Source organism: Streptomyces sp. NPDC002640, assembly GCF_053592575.1.
The window spans coordinates 60,438-75,802 of record NZ_JBSFVZ010000018.1 but is presented as its reverse complement, the minus strand read 5'-3'; the positions used below and the strand labels follow the sequence as shown (position 1 = coordinate 75,802).

Below are 15,365 nucleotides of genomic sequence, written 5' to 3'. Positions count from 1 at the left end.
GTCGCGGCGGCCCGCCGGGACGGATGCCGAAGGCCCGCGAGGGCCGGAAGGGGCGCCCCGCATGAGCCCGGACGTGCCGACCTCTCTGCCGGGCGCGGTCCACGACCGGCTCGACGCGCTGCTCGCCCCCGTCGACGCCGACCTGGCGCGCCGCTACCCCGGCGACCCCGGCACCCGGCAGCCCGTCCACACCGTGTACGTGCCCGCCGACGAGTTCACCGCCGGGACACCGCGCGACTGGGGCGACCGCGCGCTCGCCGCCCTCGACCGGCACGCCCCCGACGCCGCCGCCTTCGCCGCCGTCCTCGGCCTGCCCGCCGACCTCGCCGATCCGGTGTACACCCGGGTCCGCGCCAAGCTCGAACGCGAACCCGTCGAGGACCTGCGGATCGACTTCGAGGACGGCTACGGCCCGCGCCCCGACGCCGAGGAGGACGCGCACGCCACCCGGGCCGCGCACCTGCTCGCCCGGGCCGGGCGCGACGGCACCGCACCCCCGTTCGCCGGCATCCGGATGAAGTGCCTGGAGGCCCCCGTCCGCCGCCGCGGGATCCGCACCCTGGACATCTTCCTCACCACCCTGCTGGAACACGGCCCGCTGCCGGACAGCCTGCTGCTGACCCTGCCCAAGGTCACCTCCGCCGACCAGGTGACCGCCATGGTCCGGCTGCTGGAGGAGTGCGAGAAGGCACTCGGCCTCGAGCCCGGTCGGCTCGGCTTCGAGATCCAGGTGGAGACCAGCCAGGCCGTCCTCGGCCCCGACGGCGCCGCCACCGTCGCCCGCATGATCCACGCAGCCGAGGGGCGCGCCACCGGCCTGCACTACGGCACCTTCGACTACAGCGCGGCCCTCGGCGTCTCCGCCGCCCACCAGGCGAGCGACCACCCGGTGGCCGACCACGCCAAGGCCGTGATGCAGGTGGCCGCCGCCGGCACCGGTGTACGGGTCAGCGACGGTTCCACCAACGTGCTGCCGGTGGGCGACACCGAGCAGGTGCACGAGGCGTGGCGGCTCCACCACCGGCTCACCCGCCGGGCCCTGGCCCGCGCCTACCACCAGGGCTGGGACATGCACCCCGGCCACCTCCCCACCCGCTACGCCGCCGTCTTCGCCTTCCACCTCGAAGGGTTCGACCGGGCCGCGGAACGCCTCGCCCGCTACGCCGCCCGAACCTCCGGCGACGTCCTCGACGAACCCGCCACCGCACGCGCCCTGGCCGGCTTCCTGCTGCGCGGCCTCGACTGCGGGGCCTTCGACCCGGACGCGGTGACGGAGCGGACCGGACTCACCCGGGCCCGGATCGAGGCCTACGCCCGGCCCGGGGCGGCACGGTAGGCGGGTCGTGGGCTCAGCCGGCCGGCGGCAGTTCCCCGGACCCGCGCGCCACCAGACGGGTGGTCAGCTCCACCACGGTGGGCACCAGCCCCGGCTGGTCCAGCCGGGCGAACAGCCGGCGCGCCGCCACCCGGCCGATGCCCGCCGGGTCCTGCGCCACCACGGTGACCCCCGGCCGCAGCAGGTCGGCCAGTTCGAAGTCGTCGAAGCCGACCAGGGCGACAGGGGCGCCTTCCTCCCGCTCGGCGAGCACCCGGACCACCGTGACCGTCACCCGGTTGTTCCCGGTCAGCAGGGCCGTCACCGGCTCGGGACCGCCCAGCATCCGCTCGGCCTCCCGCCGCACCCGTTCCGGGGCGGTGCTCCCGACGGACACCCAGCCGGGCCGCACCGGCAGCCCGGCCCGCGCCATCGCCGAACGGTAGCCGCGCAGCCGCTCCGCGGCCGTGTGGATGCCCTCGACGTCCCCGATGTAGCCGATCCGCCGGTGCCCGTGGGCGATCAGGTGCGCCACCCCGGACCGCGCGCCGCCGTGGTTGTCGCTGAGCACCGTGTCGGCCTCGACGCCGCGGGCCGGACGGTCCACGAACACCGTGGCGATCCCGGCGCGCATCTCCGGCTCCAGGTACGTGTGGTCGTTCCCCGCCGGGACCACCAGCAGGCCGTCCACCCGGCGGGCGCACAGCGCCAGCGCCAACTCCCGCTCACGCAGCGGGTCCTGAGCGCTGGAGCCGTTGATCAGCAGCGTGTCGTGGGCCCGCGCCACCTCCTCCACCGCGCGGGACAGCGGTCCGTAGAAGGGGTCGGCCAGATCCTCGAGGATCAGCCCCACGGTGGCGGTGCGGCCCTTGCGCAGCACCCGGGCACTGTCGTTGCGGCGGAACCCCAGGGCCTCTATCGCGTCCTGCACCCGCCTGCGGGTCTCCGACGTCACGCCGGGCTCCCCGTTCACCACCCGCGACACCGTCTTCAGCCCCACCCCCGCGCGGCTCGCCACGTCCTTCATCGTGGGACGGCTGCCGTAGCGGGTGGCCGGACGGCCGTCGGTCAGGGTCACGATGCGCTGAGTCCTGTCCTGAGGGGCGGATGGGGCGACGTGCGGCGACGAGCATAGAGTCTGGACATCGTTGTCAGGCAGGGACATCGCAGGAAAGCAGGGGACATGACGTCGACGCCGACCGCCCTCCCGCCCACCGGCCCGGTGGCCGCCCTGGACATCGGGGGAACCAAGATCGCCGGCGCGGTGGTGGACACCGACGGACGCATCCTGCTGCGCGCGCGGCGTCCCACCCCCGCGACCCGGGACGGCGAGACCGTGATGGCCGCCGTGGCCGCGGTGCTCGACGACCTCCGGACGTCCCCGCTCTGGCCGTCCGTGCGGGCGGTGGGCATCGGCAGCGCGGGCCCGGTGGACCGCGCCGCCGGAACCGTCTCACCCGTCAACATCCCCGCCTGGCGCGGCTATCCGCTGCGCGACCGGGTGCGGGAGCTGGCCGGCGGGCTGCCGGTGGAACTGATCGGCGACGGAGCCGCCGTCGCGGCCGCCGAGCACTGGGTGGGCGCGGCGCGGGACGCCTCCGACGCCCTGTGCATGGTGGTCTCCACCGGCGTGGGAGGCGGCCTGGTCCTCGGCGGACGGGTCCGGCCCGGTCCCACCGGCAACGCCGGCCACATCGGCCACATCAGCGTCGACCTCGACGGCGACCCCTGCCCCTGCGGCGCCCGCGGCTGCGTCGAGGGCCTGGCCCGGGGGCCCGTCATCGCCCGGCGGGCGGTGGAGAACGGCTGGCGTCCGGGACCCGGCGAGAACGTGTCGGCCGTCGCCGTGGCCGCGGCGGCACGGGCCGGGCACCCGGCGGCGGTGGCCTCCTTCGCCCGCGCCGGACGCGCCCTGGCCGCCGCGATCGCCGCGGTGGGGGCGCTGGTGGAGATAGAGGTCGCGGTCGTCGGCGGGGGAGTGGCCGAGGCCGGCGAGGTCCTGTTCGCCCCGCTGCGCGCGGCCCTCCCCGAGTACGCGACGCTGTCGTTCACCAGGAACCTCAGGATCCTCCCGGCCCTGACCGGCTCCGACGCCGGCCTGATAGGCGCCGCCGCGGCGGGGCTGGGGCGGCTTCAGGGGTGACCGGGGCGGTGGGCTCGCTCTGGGGGCGACCGGGGCGGTGGGCTCGCTTCGGGGGTGACCGGGGCGGTGGGGCCGCGGGCGGGGTCCCGTCCGGGGTTGTCGGTCGGTGTCGCTTTCGGTGGCACGGCGCGGTGGGGCGTGACCGATGTCGACCGAGTCGGCGTCCCGCGGGCGTGTCGCGGTGACCCGGGCGCCCGCTGCGCTGTTGTAGCGGCATGAAGAAGCGCAGCATGCTCGCCATCGCCTCCTTCGCCGCGGGGTGCGTCCTCGCGGCGGTCACCCCCTCCCACGCGGAGGGCGAGGAACTGGAACGCCCGGTCGATGACGTGCACACCACCGTGGAGGAGCTCACCGGCGACGACAGCATCGCCCGCCACGAGATCTTCGGACCGTCCGCCGACACCACCGTCCACGAGGGAGAGGCATACCTCGAGGGCCTGGAGGACCTGCGCGCCCTCGACACCCTCGAGGCCCTGCCGGCCCCCGACGCCGGGGTGTGGCCCGCCCTCTGACGACCGTCCTCCGACGCTTGTCCGGCCTGTCCTCCGACGTTCGTCCCCGCCGCCTCGGCCGTTCCGCCCCCGGATCCCTCCCCGCCCGGGCGGCGGAGCCCGCCGCCCGGCTCTCCCGCCGCCACCGTGCTCCCCCCGTGCACCCCCTTTTGCCCCCTCAACTGCGGCTGGTTTCCGGTGCAGTGTGGGGCGGGCACGTGACAGTCGTCCGGAGAGGACGAAGATCCGGAGAAGAGGGGGAACAGTGATCGTCTGGATCAACGGCGCGTTCGGCGCGGGCAAGTCCAGCACCGCGAGGGAACTGCTGGACCTGATGCCCGACAGCGCGCTCTTCGATCCCGAGGTGGTCGGGGGCGCGCTGACCCGCATGCTCCCGCCCAAGCACCTTGCCGGGGTCGACGATTACCAGGATCTGCCGATCTGGCGGCGGCTGGTGGTGGACACCGCTGCCGCGATGCTCTCGGAGCTCGGAGGCACCCTGATCGTTCCCATGACCCTGCTGCGCCAGGAGTACCGCGACGAGATCTTCGGCGGTCTGGCGGCGCGCAGGATTCCGGTCCGGCACGTGCTGCTCACCCCGGCCGAAACGATTCTCCGGCGGCGGATCGCGGCCGCCGAGGACCCGGCGGGCCCGCCCGACACCGAGCGCCGCATCCGCCAGTGGCGGGACGACCACGTCGAGCCGTACCGGGCCGCCCTCGGCTCCTGGCTGGCCGCCGACGCGCACCCCGTGGACAACGGCACGATCACCCCCCGGCAGACCGCCGAGCGGATCGCCCGGGCGGTGGGCAACGGGGAGGCCGCCGCCTGCGACATCGTGCAGACCCCCGAGCCGAAGGCCGAGACGGTGGCCTCCGGCGTGCTGCTCTTCGACCAGCAGGACCGGTTCCTGCTGGTCGACCCCACCTACAAGCCCGGCTGGGAGTTCCCCGGCGGCGTGGTCGAGCGGGGCGAGGCGCCCGCGCAGGCGGGGTTGCGCGAGGTGGCCGAGGAGACCGGGCTGCGGCTGGCAGGCGACCCCCGGCTGCTGGTGGTGGACTGGGAGTCCCCGCAGCCCCCCGGCTACGGAGGGCTGCGGTTCCTCTTCGACGGCGGTCGCCTCGACGGCGAGGACGCCGGCCGGGTGCTGCTGCCGGGCCCCGAACTGCGCGGCTGGCGGTTCGTCACCGAGGCGGAGGCCGCCGACATGCTGCCGCCGGTGCGGTTCCGGCGCCTCCACTGGGCGCTGCGGGCCCGGGAGAGGGGCTCGGCGCTGTACCTGGAGGCGGGGGAGCCGGTGGGCTGACCCGGACCTCGGGCGGCGGCCGCCGCCGTTCCCTTCGACCGTCGTTCCCGGTGGCCGCGGGCTCCGCGCTCCCGCCGCTGGGGCGGGCCGGCCCTCGTCCCGCGAGGGGCGAGGGCCGGTTGCGGCGGGGCGATCGAGGGCCGTGGCCGGGCCGTTGCCGCGCCGTCGTCGGGCCGGCGGCCGTTCGCGGGCCCACCGGGGGCGGTGGGCGGTGCGTGGGCAGACCGGGCGGTCGGTCGCAGGCCGCGGCGGCCTCCGGCCAGCCGGCCGCCCGGTCGGCTGGTTGGCCGGCTGGTCGGCTGGTTGGTCGGCCGGCTGGACGGCTGGTTGGTCGGCCGGTCGGCTGGACGGCGAGGCTTCGGCGGGCGGCCGGGAGCGCGCCCGGTCGGCGAGGCTTCGGCGGGGGCTTCGTCAGCCGGCCGCGTACTCCCGCAGGAACAGGGCCTCGGCGACCGACAGCCGCTCCAACTCCTCGGGCGACACGCTCTCGTTCGGCGCGTGGATCTGCGCCTCCGGCTCGCTGAGGCCGATCAGCAGGATCTCCGCCTCCGGGTAGAGCGTGCCGAGGGTGTTGCAGAGCGGGATCGAGCCGCCCTGACCGGCGAACTGCATCTCCTGGCCCGGGTACGCCTCGGCCATCGCCCGCGCCATCGCCGTGTACGCCGGGCTGCCGGCGTCCGCGCGGAACGGCTGACCCTGGCCGATCCGGTCGACGGCGACCCGGGCGCCCCACGGGGTGCGGCTCTCCAGGTGCGCCTGCAGGAGCTTGGCGGCCTCCTCGGCGTCCACGCCCGGCGGCACCCGAAGGCTCACCAGCGCCCGCGCGCTCGCCTGCACCGACGGCGTAGCGCCCACCACCGGCGGGCAGTCGATGCCGAGGACGGTGACCGCCGGCCGCGACCAGATCCGGTCGGCGACCGTGCCGGAACCGATCAGCTCCACACCGTCCAGCACCTTGGCGTCGGCACGGAACTGCTCCTCGTCGTACTGCAGGCCGTCCCAGACCGCCTCGCCGGACAGGCCGTCCACCGTCGTGGAGCCGTCCTCGGCGCGCAGCGAGTCCAGGACGCGGATCAGCGCCGCCAGCGCGTCCGGCGCGGCGCCGCCGAACTGGCCCGAGTGCAGGTTGCCCTGCAGGGTGTCCACCTGGATCCGCACCAGCGTCATGCCGCGCAGCGTGGTCGTCACGGTGGGCAGACCCACCCGGAAGTTGCCCGAGTCGCCGATCACGACGGCGTCGGCGGCCAGCAGTTCGGGGTGCTGCTCGGCGTACCGCTCCAGACCGCCGGTGCCCTGCTCCTCGGAACCCTCCGCGATCACCTTCACGGTGACCGGCACCCCGCCGTTCGCCTTCAGCGCGCGCAGCGCCAGCAGGTGCATGATCACGCCGCCCTTGCAGTCGGCCGCGCCGCGCCCGTACCAGCGACCGTCACGCTCCGTCAGCTCGAACGGCGGGGTTACCCAGGCCGCCTCGTCCAGCGGGGGCTGCACGTCGTAGTGCGCGTAGAGGAGGACGGTCCGGGAGCCCTCGGGCCCGGGCAGGCAGCCGTACACGGACTGCGTGCCGTCCGGGGTGTCGAGCAGCGCGACGTCCTCGAAGCCCTCGGCGCGCAGAGCGTCGGCCACCCAGTTCGCGGCGCCCTCGCTCTCGCCGCGCGGGAACTGCTCGAAGTCGGCGACCGACTTGAAGGCGACCAGCTCGGCGAGTTCCTCCTTCGCCCTCGGCATCAGCGAGGCGACGGTCGCGGCGACCGGGTTCGACGACATGGGCGGGGCTCCTCGTAAGGTCTCGGGACTGACGTCAGCCCTGTCCCTCCGGATCCGGACGGACAGGCCCCGCGCCGCGGTCCTCGCAGGACGTGGCCCGCTCGCGGGGGCGCGGACGGGGCGTCTGGTTCCGCGGTCCGCAGCGTCGATACTCCCACAGTGGCCTGCGACGATCGCCGCCGTAGTATGCCGGGGACGGTTCGGCAGGCATCGTGACGGTGATCGGGAGCGGTGACGATCGTGAGCGGCGGCAACGGCGACAACGGCGACAACGGCGGGCTGGAGGAGAACGGCGGGCAGGAGGAGAACGGCGGGCTGGAGGAGAACGGCGGGCGGGGCGCGGGCGCGGCCGGGATGCCCGGAGGGGCGGAGGACCCGGCGGGGCCGCCCGCCGACGAGCGGCGCGTCTGGGACGTCGTCGTGGTGGGCGCGGGCCCGGCGGGAGCCTCCGCCGCCTACGCCGCGGCGGTCGCCGGGCGGAGCGTCCTGCTGCTGGAGAAGGCCGAACTGCCCCGTTACAAGACCTGCGGAGGCGGCATCATCGGCCCGTCCCGGGACTCCATGCCGCCCGGCTTCGACGTGCCGTTCCAGGACCGGGTGAAGGCCGTGACCTTCTCCCACAACGGCCGCTTCACCCGCACCCGCCGGTCCCGCCGCATGCTCTTCGGGCTCGTCAACCGCGCCGAGTTCGACAACCGGCTGGTCGAGAGCGCGCAGAAGGCGGGCGCCGAACTGCGCACCGGCGTCACGGTCTCCCGCCTGGAGCAGCACGGTCCGACCGTGCCCGACCGCCGAACGGTGGCCGTGGTGCTCCAGGGCGGTGAGACCCTGCTGGCCCGCGCGGTGGTCGGCGCGGACGGCAGCGCCGGACGGACGGGGGCCCACGTCGGCGTCAAGGTCGGTCAGGTGGACCTCGGCCTGGAGGCCGAGATCCCGGTGCCCGACACCGTCGCCGAGGACTGGAAGGGACGCGTCCTGATCGACTGGGGCCCCCTTCCCGGCAGTTACGGCTGGGTGTTCCCCAAGGGCGACACCCTCACGGTCGGCGTAATCTGCGCCCGCGGCGAGGGCGCCGCGACCAAGCGCTACCTGGAGGAGTTCATCGGCCGCCTCGGCCTGGCCGGCTTCGAACCCTCCGTCTCCTCCGGCCACCTCACCCGCTGCCGCACCGACGACTCCCCGCTCTCCCGCGGCCGGGTGCTCGTCTGCGGCGACGCCGCCGGGCTGCTGGAACCCTGGACCCGCGAGGGCATCTCCTACGCGCTGCGCTCCGGACGGCTGGCCGGCGAATGGGCGGTACGGATCGCCGACGCCTACGACGCCGTGGACGTGCGGCGCGAATCCCTCAACTACGCCTTCGCGGTCAAGTCCGGGCTGGGTGTCGAGATGAGCGTCGGACGGAAGCTGCTGGCCGTCTTCGAGCGCAGGCCCGGAATGTTCCACGCCGGGCTCACCGGGTTCCGGCCCGCTTGGCGCGCCTTCTCCGACATCACCCGCGGGGCGACCACGCTCGCGGAGATCGTCCGCTCCCACCCCCTGGCGCAGCGGGTGCTGGTGGCCCTGGAACGGTGAGGGGCGGCCGTGCGGCGGTGACCGGGTGCAGGCCTCAGGAGGTGACCGTGAGGCGGAAGACGGGGTGGTCGGGGGCGGCCGCGAGCAGTTCCTCGTCGGTGGAGTGGGCGGTGACCCCCTGGAAGTACTGGTTGACCTCCCAGCCCCACTTGTCGAGGTAGCCCCGCAGGATTGCGACCTTCCGGTCGTCGGACAACTCGGTGGCGGTGAACCGGCGGACCTTCCGGCCGACCCGCAGCTCCCCACCGCCGGCCGCGCGCATGTTGCGCACCCACTGCGAGTGGCCGCGGGCCGAGACCAGGTACTGCTCGCCGTCGTGCCGGTACGGGTTGACCGGGATCCGCTGCATGGCCCCGCTCTTCCGGCCCCGCACGGAGAGTTCGGCGCTGCCCATCAGGCTGACGCCGTGCCGGGCGAGCCAGCCGACGACGGAGTTGAGGCGCGCGGCGAAGGGGCCCGCCTTCAGGTAGTAGGGCGTGGTCCCGGTCCCGGTCCCGGTCCTGGTCCTGGTTCTCGGCGTCCGCTGGTCGGCGTTCTGCATGGGGTGCCCCTCCGGGAAAAGAGAGCGGTGCTCTCGCTTGAGAACAGTGTGCGCCGGATCGGTGTGTCAAAGCAAGATCGGTGCTCGCGTTTTTGAGCGACGCTCTCGTTTATGTGCGCCGATCACCAACGTGTGCACCGCTCTCGTTCCGTGGCACACTCGGATCATGAGCGCAACCGAAGGCGTACGGGCGCGTGCCCGCCGAGAGATCACCGCCGCCATCAAGGACGAGGCGCGACGGCAGCTCGCCGATGAAGGGGCGGCCAAGCTCTCCCTCCGGGCGGTCGCCCGGGAGCTGGGGATGGCCTCCTCGGCCGTCTACCGCTACTTCCCGAGCCGTGACGACCTCCTCACCGCCCTGATCGTCGACGCCTACGACTCGCTCGGCGCCGCCGCCGAGGCCGCCGAGGCGAAGGCGGCCGCGGCCCCGGACGCGCCACCGCTGGTCCGGTGGACCGCCGTCTGCGAGGCGGTGCGCGGGTGGGCCCTCGCCCACCCGCACGAATACGCGCTGATCTACGGCACCCCGGTCCCCGGCTACCGTGCGCCGCAGACGACCGTGCCGGCCGCCTCGCGGGTCGGGCTGCTGCTCATCGGCATCGCCCGCGACGCCCACCGGGGGCCCGCCGGGCTGTCCCGCACGCCGCTCCCGGAGGGGCTGCGCCCCGAGGCCGTGCGGATGACCGCCGACCTGGCGCCCGACCTGCCCTCGGAAACCGTGGTGGCGCTGGTGGCGGCCTGGGCGGAGCTGTTCGGCCTGATCGGCTTCGAGTTGTTCGGCCAGTTCCACCGGGTCGTCGAGGACCGCGCGGTCTTCTTCCGCCACGCGGCCGCTCGGCTCGCCCACGAGGTGGGCATCGCCTTCCCAGGCGCCACCCCGGACGCCTGACACCGCGCCCGCCCGGTCCCCGCGCACGAGGGCCGACGCCGGGCGGCACCGTGCGGCGCCGCCCGGCACGGTCAGCCGATCGGGGAGGTCTCCCGCCACAGCGCCGCCGTCTCCTGGTCGCCGCTGACCGAGGGGAACGGAGCGCGGTTCCACAGGGCGGCGTACAGCTGTGCCGCCGTTCCGGAGACCTCACAGAGGGCCGCAGAGCCCCCGTCCCCGGCCCCGCCCCTGCCCCCGGCATCGCCGAGGCCGTCGCCCTCGCCCTCTCCCCGCACCGTCACGGGCGGTTCCTCGGATATCCGCACCGTCCACACCGCCCCCGCCACGTCGGTGGCCCGTACCCGCAGCACCCGCGGTCGCGGCGAGCGCACCTTGCTGGAGCGGCGGCCATGGAAACCGGACAGCAGCTCCTCGATCCCGTCGACCGCGAACTCCGGTTCCGTACCGGTCGGTTCACCGCCGCGCGCGAGCTCGGCGTCGATCCGGTGCGTCGCCGTCTCGTGCGCCTGACGGCGCGCCCAGAACACCGCGGGCGACGGGGCGGGCAGGAAGTGCCAGCAGTCCGTCTCCGCCGGATCGGCCGAGGCCAGCGTGGCCGTCAACTCCCGGTGCCCGTCGGCGAACCAGGCGAGAAGGTCGGCGCCGTCCAGGTCCGGCGGACCGTCCGGCTGCCGGGGCGAGGTGATCCCCTGCGCCACGAACGCGGCGGCCCAGCGGTGCACCGCTCCGGTGTGCCGCACCAGATCGCGCACCCGCCACCCCGGGCACGACGGCACGGGCGCGTCCGTTCCGGCCTCCGTCGCGGCCTTCAGCATCAACTCGCCCTCACGGCGCAGCGCTTCGACATACTCGATCATCTCCATGCCCCGATTCTGGGCCAAGCGGCTGTATGGTGCACCCGAACGTGCCTCGCCGTGGAGGGATGCGGAAGTGACCTACGTCGAAGACGAGTTGACCAGCCAGCCCGAGTGCTGGCAGCAGGCGGCGGACGAGGCGCCGGAACACCGTGCGGCCCTCCCGGCCCCGGGGGAGAGGGTCGCGATCGTGGGCTGCGGCACCTCGTGGTTCATGGCGCAGGCCGCCGCCGCGCTGCGGGAAGGGTCCGGCCAGGGAGAGACCGACGCCTTCGCCGCCTCCGAGTTCCCGTACGGCCGCCGCTACGACCGGGTCCTCGCCCTCACCCGGTCCGGCACCACCACCGAGGTCCTCGACCTGCTGGCCCGCCTGCGCGCCGAGGGCGTCCCCACGGCCGCGATCACCGCGGACCCGGACACCCCCGTCATGGAGGCCGCCGACCGGGTCGCCGTCCTCGCCTACGCCGACGAACGGTCCGTGGTCCAGACGCGGTTCGCCACCACGGCGCTCACCCTGCTCCGCGCCCACCTCGGACTGCACCCGCGCGCCGCCGTCGCCGACGCGCGCGCGGCGATCGCCGCCCCGCTGCCCGAAGAACTCGTGGCGTGCAGGCAGTTCACCTTCCTCGGCCGGGGATGGACGGTCGGCCTGGCCAACGAGGCGGCGCTGAAGATGCGCGAGGCGTCCCTCTCCTGGACCGAGGCGTACCCGGCCATGGAGTACCGGCACGGCCCGATCAGCGTCTCCACCCGCTCCACCGCCACCTTGATGCTGGGCGAGGCCCCGGAGGGGCTGGCCGACCAGGTGCGCGCCACCGGCGCCCTCTGGATCGACGGCGGACTGGACCCGCTCGCCGAACTGGTCCGCGCCCAGCGGCTGGCCGTGGCCGTGGCCGCCGCCCGCGGACTCGACCCGGACAGTCCCCGTCACCTCACCCGCTCGGTGATCCTGGCCGAGACCCCTGCCTGAAGGAGAGCCGTGCCCCTCGTCCCCTCCGGCGACCTGGTGACGGAGGCCGCCGCCGCGCGCCGGGCCGTCGCCGCCTTCAACGTCATCACCCTGGAACACGTCGAGGCGGTGATCGAGGGCGCCGAGCGGGCCGCCGCGCCGGTGATCCTGCAGGTCAGCGAGAACGCGGTGGCCTTCCACGGCGGCCGCCTGCTGCCGCTGGCCCGGGCCGCCGCGGCGTCGGCCGAAGGGGCGGGCGTGCCGGTGGGGCTGCACCTGGACCACGTCACCCGGGAGGACCTGCTGCGCTCCGCGGCGGAGGCCGGCTTCAGCTCCGTGATGTACGACGCCTCCCGGCTTCCGCACGCCGAGAACCTCGCCGCCACCCGCGCGGCCGCGCGCTGGGCGCACTCCCAAGGGCTGTGGATCGAGGCCGAGTTGGGGCAGGTGGGCGGCAAGGACGGGATGCCCGCGCTGGACGCCCACGCGCCCGGCGCCCGCACCGACCCGCTGGACGCCCGGGCCTTCGTCGCCGAGTGCGCGGTCGACGCCCTGGCCGTGGCGATCGGCAGCGTGCACGCCATGACCGGCCGCACCGCCGCCCTCGACCACGCCCTGCTGGCCCGGCTCGCCGCGGCGGTCGACGTCCCCCTGGTGCTGCACGGCTCCTCCGGCGTCCCCGACGCGGAACTGGCGGCCGCGGTCGCCGGGGGCATCGGCAAGGTCAACGTCGGCACCGCCCTCAACGTGGCCCTGACCGGCGCGGTGCGCGCCCACCTGACCGGGCACCCCGAGCAGGTCGACCCCCGCCGCTACCTCGCCCCCGCCCGGGAGGCCATGGCCGACACGGTGGTGCGCTTCCTGGAGGTGGTCCGCGGCGCGGACGCCACCGCGGACGCCGCCGACGAGGCCACCGCCGCGGTCACCGGCGGCTGACCGGAACCACCGGCCCGGACGGCGGGGGACCGCTCCTCAGCCGCGTCGAACCGCCCGCAGCACCACGAACTTCGGGTCGGAGGCGACCAGTTCCGCGTTGCCGAAGATCCGCCGCAGCTTCACGTGGTACCCCAGGTGCCGGTTGCCCACGATCCACAGCTCGCCCCCAGGCCGCAGCACCCGCCGGGCGTCCTTGAACATGCGCCGGGCGACCGCGTCGGTGGTGGCCTGGTGGGAGTGGAACGGCGGATTGCTGAGCACCAGGTCCGCGCTCCCCGACGGCACGCCGTCCAGCCCGTCGCCGACGCGGAACTCGGTCCGCCCGCCGAGCCCGTCGAGCCCATTGGCCCGGCAGGTCTCCTCGGCGGAGGCGACCGCCTGGAACGACTCGTCGGTGAACAGCACCTCGGCGTCCGGGTCGGCCAGCGCCACCGCCGTGCCCACCACGCCGTTGCCGCAGCCCAGGTCGACGACCCGGCCGAGCCCGGGGCCGGTCGGCAGGTGCTGGAGGAAGAAGCGGGTGCCGACGTCGAGGCGGTCCGCGCAGAAGACCCCCGCGTGGTTGACCACCGGACGGCCCGCCACCAGCGCGGCGTCGCCGGGCAGGTCGTACCGCAGCGGCCACGGGTTGGGTCCCCGCCCGGCCGGTGCGGCGGGCGTCGCGAGGATCAGCCGCGCCTTCCGCTCCGCGAGCGAGGTGCGGGTGGGGCCGACGATCCGCTCGAACAGGGCCAGCGTGGAGGTGTGGATCTCCTTCACCATGCCGGTGCCGATCACCACCGAGTCCTCGTGCAGCGCCGGGGCCAGCCGGTGCAGCTGGTCCTCGAGCAGCGCCAGGCTCTTGGGCACCCGGACCAGCAGCACGTCGATCCGCTCCGGCGGCGCGTCCCGCGTGGTCAGCAGGGTCGCCGCGTCCGGGGCGAGGCCGTTGGCGGCCAGGTTGGCGCGGGTGGCCTCCCGGGTCAGGAACGACTCGGTGATCTGGACGACCGGGCTGTCGGCCCCGGCCCCGGTCCCGGCGGCCCGCGTCACGGCGGCCCCCGTCCCGGCGGCCCGAGCCGCGAGCGCCGTGGTCAGCGCCCCCCAGCGGTCCCCGACCACCACCACCGCGCCGGCCGGGGGAGGCGTGAGGGCCGCGAGGTGCCGCAGCAGGTAGTCGTCGGAGGCGTCCCAGGCCCGCAGCCGGTCGCGCGGATCCCGGGGGAAGCGGGAGAGGGCGAGCTCGGCCCAGGGGGTGGTGAAACGGTCGTTCATCGTGCGTCCCAGGCTAGCCGAGCCACCGGGGGCCGCCGTCCGGCCGTCCGCCGGCCCGGATCATGAAAGACTCGGCGGCATGAACGGCAACGCGGCCCCCCGAGCGGAGGGGGAGGCAACGACCCGGACCCGGCTGGACCGCGGGCGCGGCGCGCTCGGACCGGCCCTGCAGCTCGTGCACACCGGACGCGCGCCCACCCGCGCCGTGCTCACCTCCGAACTCGGCGTGACGCGGGCCACCGCGGGAGCCGTCGCCGCGGAACTGGAGGCACTCGGACTGATCGAGGTCGACGCCCACCCGGTCGCCGCCGCGGGCTCGCAGGGCCGTCCCTCGCACCGGCTGATGGTCGCCGAGCGCGGCCCGGTCGTGCTCGCCGCCCAGGTGCACGTCGACGGGTACCGCACCGCCCTGGTCGGGCTGGGGGGCCGGATCGTCGCCACCGCGAACAGCGCGGTGGTCGTGGAGGAGGACCCCGCGCAGCTGCTCTCGGTCGCCGTCCGGGCGGGCGCCGGGCTGCTGCGCGAGACGGGCCTGCGGTGCGTGGGGGCCGGGCTGGCCGTGCCGTTCGCGGTCACCGAGCCGGACGGCGTCGGCCTCAACCCGCTCCTGCTGCCCTGGTCGGCCGGGGCGCCTGTGCTGGACGTCTTCGCCGAGTGCCTGCGCGAGGCCGGGATCGAGGGCCCCGCCTTCGTCGGCAACGACGTCAACCTCACGGCGCTGGCCGAGCACCGGCATGCCGCCGGCCGCGGCGCCGACCACCTCCTGTGCGTCGCCACCGGCCACCGCGGCGTCGGCGGCGCCCTGGTGCTGGACGGCCGCCTGCACACCGGCAGCGCCGGCCTCGCCCTGGAGGTCGGGCACCTGACCGTCGACCCGGACGGCCGCCCCTGCCACTGCGGCAGCCGGGGCTGCCTCGACGTGGAGACGGACCCGCTGGCGTTCCTCGCCGCGCTCGGACGCGAACCAGGACCCGAGGGCTCGCTGCTGCGGCAGGCCGAGGACCTGATCCGTGACGGATACGCCCATGACCCCGCGGTACGTGCGGCGGTGCGGGCGCTGATCGACCGGCTCGGCGTCGGACTCGCCGGCCTGGTCAACATCCTCAACCCGGACCGGATCATCCTCGGCGGCCTGCACCGGGCGCTCCTCGAGGCCGAACCGGATCGCCTCCGCGAGGTGGTGGCCCGGCGCAGCCTCTGGGGACAGAGCGGAGCCGTCCCGCTGGACGGCTGCACGCTGCCGTTCAACAGCCTGGTGGGGGCCGGTGAACTGGCCTGGCAGCCGGTGTTCGACGACCCCCTGGGCGTGCTGGCGGGCTGACCCCCCGGACGGCGCCGGGTGGGTCAC

14 protein-coding genes are annotated in these 15,365 nt (G+C 75.4%); 9 read left to right on the top strand and 5 right to left on the bottom strand.

What is annotated here, in order from left to right; translation table 11 throughout:
- Positions 1-61 precede the first annotated feature (61 nt).
- Positions 62-1,336: a DUF6986 family protein gene (locus ACWD3O_RS22865; RefSeq protein ID WP_451417160.1), complete on the top strand. Its 1,275-nt coding sequence runs from the start codon at positions 62-64 to the stop codon at positions 1,334-1,336.
- A gap of 13 nt (positions 1,337-1,349) precedes the next feature.
- On the opposite strand, the gene ACWD3O_RS22860 is transcribed toward ACWD3O_RS22865, so the two are convergent.
- A complete protein-coding gene (locus ACWD3O_RS22860) occupies positions 1,350-2,342 on the bottom strand; it encodes a LacI family DNA-binding transcriptional regulator (protein WP_451417222.1) in 993 nt (330 codons plus the stop codon).
- 156 nt (positions 2,343-2,498) lie between these two features.
- On the opposite strand from ACWD3O_RS22860, the gene ACWD3O_RS22855 reads away from it, so the two are divergent.
- The 3 genes from ACWD3O_RS22855 (at position 2,499) to ACWD3O_RS22845 (ending at position 5,255) form a co-directional block, all read left to right on the top strand.
- Positions 2,499-3,458, top strand: a complete 960-nt coding sequence (locus tag ACWD3O_RS22855; RefSeq protein ID WP_451417159.1) for an ROK family protein — start codon at positions 2,499-2,501, stop codon at positions 3,456-3,458.
- A gap of 215 nt (positions 3,459-3,673) precedes the next feature.
- On the top strand, positions 3,674-3,970 hold the full coding sequence (locus ACWD3O_RS22850) for a hypothetical protein (protein ID WP_451411731.1): 297 nt from the start codon (positions 3,674-3,676) through the stop codon (positions 3,968-3,970).
- 244 nt (positions 3,971-4,214) lie between these two features.
- A complete protein-coding gene (locus tag ACWD3O_RS22845) occupies positions 4,215-5,255 on the top strand; it encodes an NUDIX hydrolase (protein WP_451417158.1) in 1,041 nt (346 codons plus the stop codon).
- Positions 5,256-5,666: 411 nt separating this feature from the next.
- On the opposite strand, the gene ACWD3O_RS22840 is transcribed toward ACWD3O_RS22845, so the two are convergent.
- On the bottom strand, positions 5,667-7,022 hold the full coding sequence (locus ACWD3O_RS22840; RefSeq protein WP_451411663.1) for a M20/M25/M40 family metallo-hydrolase: 1,356 nt from the start codon (positions 7,020-7,022) through the stop codon (positions 5,667-5,669).
- Between the two features lie 354 nt (positions 7,023-7,376).
- Between ACWD3O_RS22840 and ACWD3O_RS22835 the strand changes: the two genes are divergently transcribed.
- Positions 7,377-8,594 (top strand): geranylgeranyl reductase family protein, encoded by a 1,218-nt coding sequence (locus ACWD3O_RS22835; RefSeq protein ID WP_451417221.1) that lies wholly within the window; start codon positions 7,377-7,379, stop codon positions 8,592-8,594.
- Positions 8,595-8,628: 34 nt separating this feature from the next.
- On the opposite strand, the gene ACWD3O_RS22830 is transcribed toward ACWD3O_RS22835, so the two are convergent.
- Entirely contained in the window at positions 8,629-9,135 is a 507-nt protein-coding gene (locus ACWD3O_RS22830; RefSeq protein ID WP_451417157.1) for a nitroreductase family deazaflavin-dependent oxidoreductase, read from the bottom strand.
- A gap of 166 nt (positions 9,136-9,301) precedes the next feature.
- Here ACWD3O_RS22830 and ACWD3O_RS22825 point away from each other — a divergent pair, with 166 nt between their 5' ends.
- On the top strand, positions 9,302-10,024 hold the full coding sequence (locus ACWD3O_RS22825) for a TetR/AcrR family transcriptional regulator (RefSeq protein ID WP_451417156.1): 723 nt from the start codon (positions 9,302-9,304) through the stop codon (positions 10,022-10,024).
- Positions 10,025-10,095: 71 nt separating this feature from the next.
- Here ACWD3O_RS22825 and ACWD3O_RS22820 read toward each other — a convergent pair whose 3' ends face one another.
- The gene (locus ACWD3O_RS22820; RefSeq protein ID WP_451417155.1) at positions 10,096-10,887 is read right to left on the bottom strand and encodes a maleylpyruvate isomerase family mycothiol-dependent enzyme; all 792 of its coding nucleotides are present in this window, start codon (positions 10,885-10,887) and stop codon (positions 10,096-10,098) included.
- A 67-nt stretch (positions 10,888-10,954) separates the two neighbouring features.
- On the opposite strand from ACWD3O_RS22820, the gene ACWD3O_RS22815 reads away from it, so the two are divergent.
- Together ACWD3O_RS22815 and ACWD3O_RS22810 are read left to right on the top strand one after the other, a co-directional pair.
- Positions 10,955-11,848, top strand: coding sequence for an SIS domain-containing protein (locus ACWD3O_RS22815; RefSeq protein WP_451417154.1), 894 nt, complete (start codon positions 10,955-10,957; stop codon positions 11,846-11,848).
- Between the two features lie 9 nt (positions 11,849-11,857).
- Complete coding sequence (locus tag ACWD3O_RS22810; protein WP_451417153.1) at positions 11,858-12,763, top strand: class II fructose-bisphosphate aldolase; 906 nt, start codon at positions 11,858-11,860, stop codon at positions 12,761-12,763.
- Between the two features lie 36 nt (positions 12,764-12,799).
- Here ACWD3O_RS22810 and ACWD3O_RS22805 read toward each other — a convergent pair whose 3' ends face one another.
- Entirely contained in the window at positions 12,800-14,017 is a 1,218-nt protein-coding gene (locus tag ACWD3O_RS22805; RefSeq protein WP_451417152.1) for a methyltransferase, read from the bottom strand.
- A gap of 79 nt (positions 14,018-14,096) precedes the next feature.
- On the opposite strand from ACWD3O_RS22805, the gene ACWD3O_RS22800 reads away from it, so the two are divergent.
- Positions 14,097-15,338: an ROK family protein gene (locus ACWD3O_RS22800; RefSeq protein WP_451411670.1), complete on the top strand. Its 1,242-nt coding sequence runs from the start codon at positions 14,097-14,099 to the stop codon at positions 15,336-15,338.
- Positions 15,339-15,365: the final 27 nt, after the last annotated feature.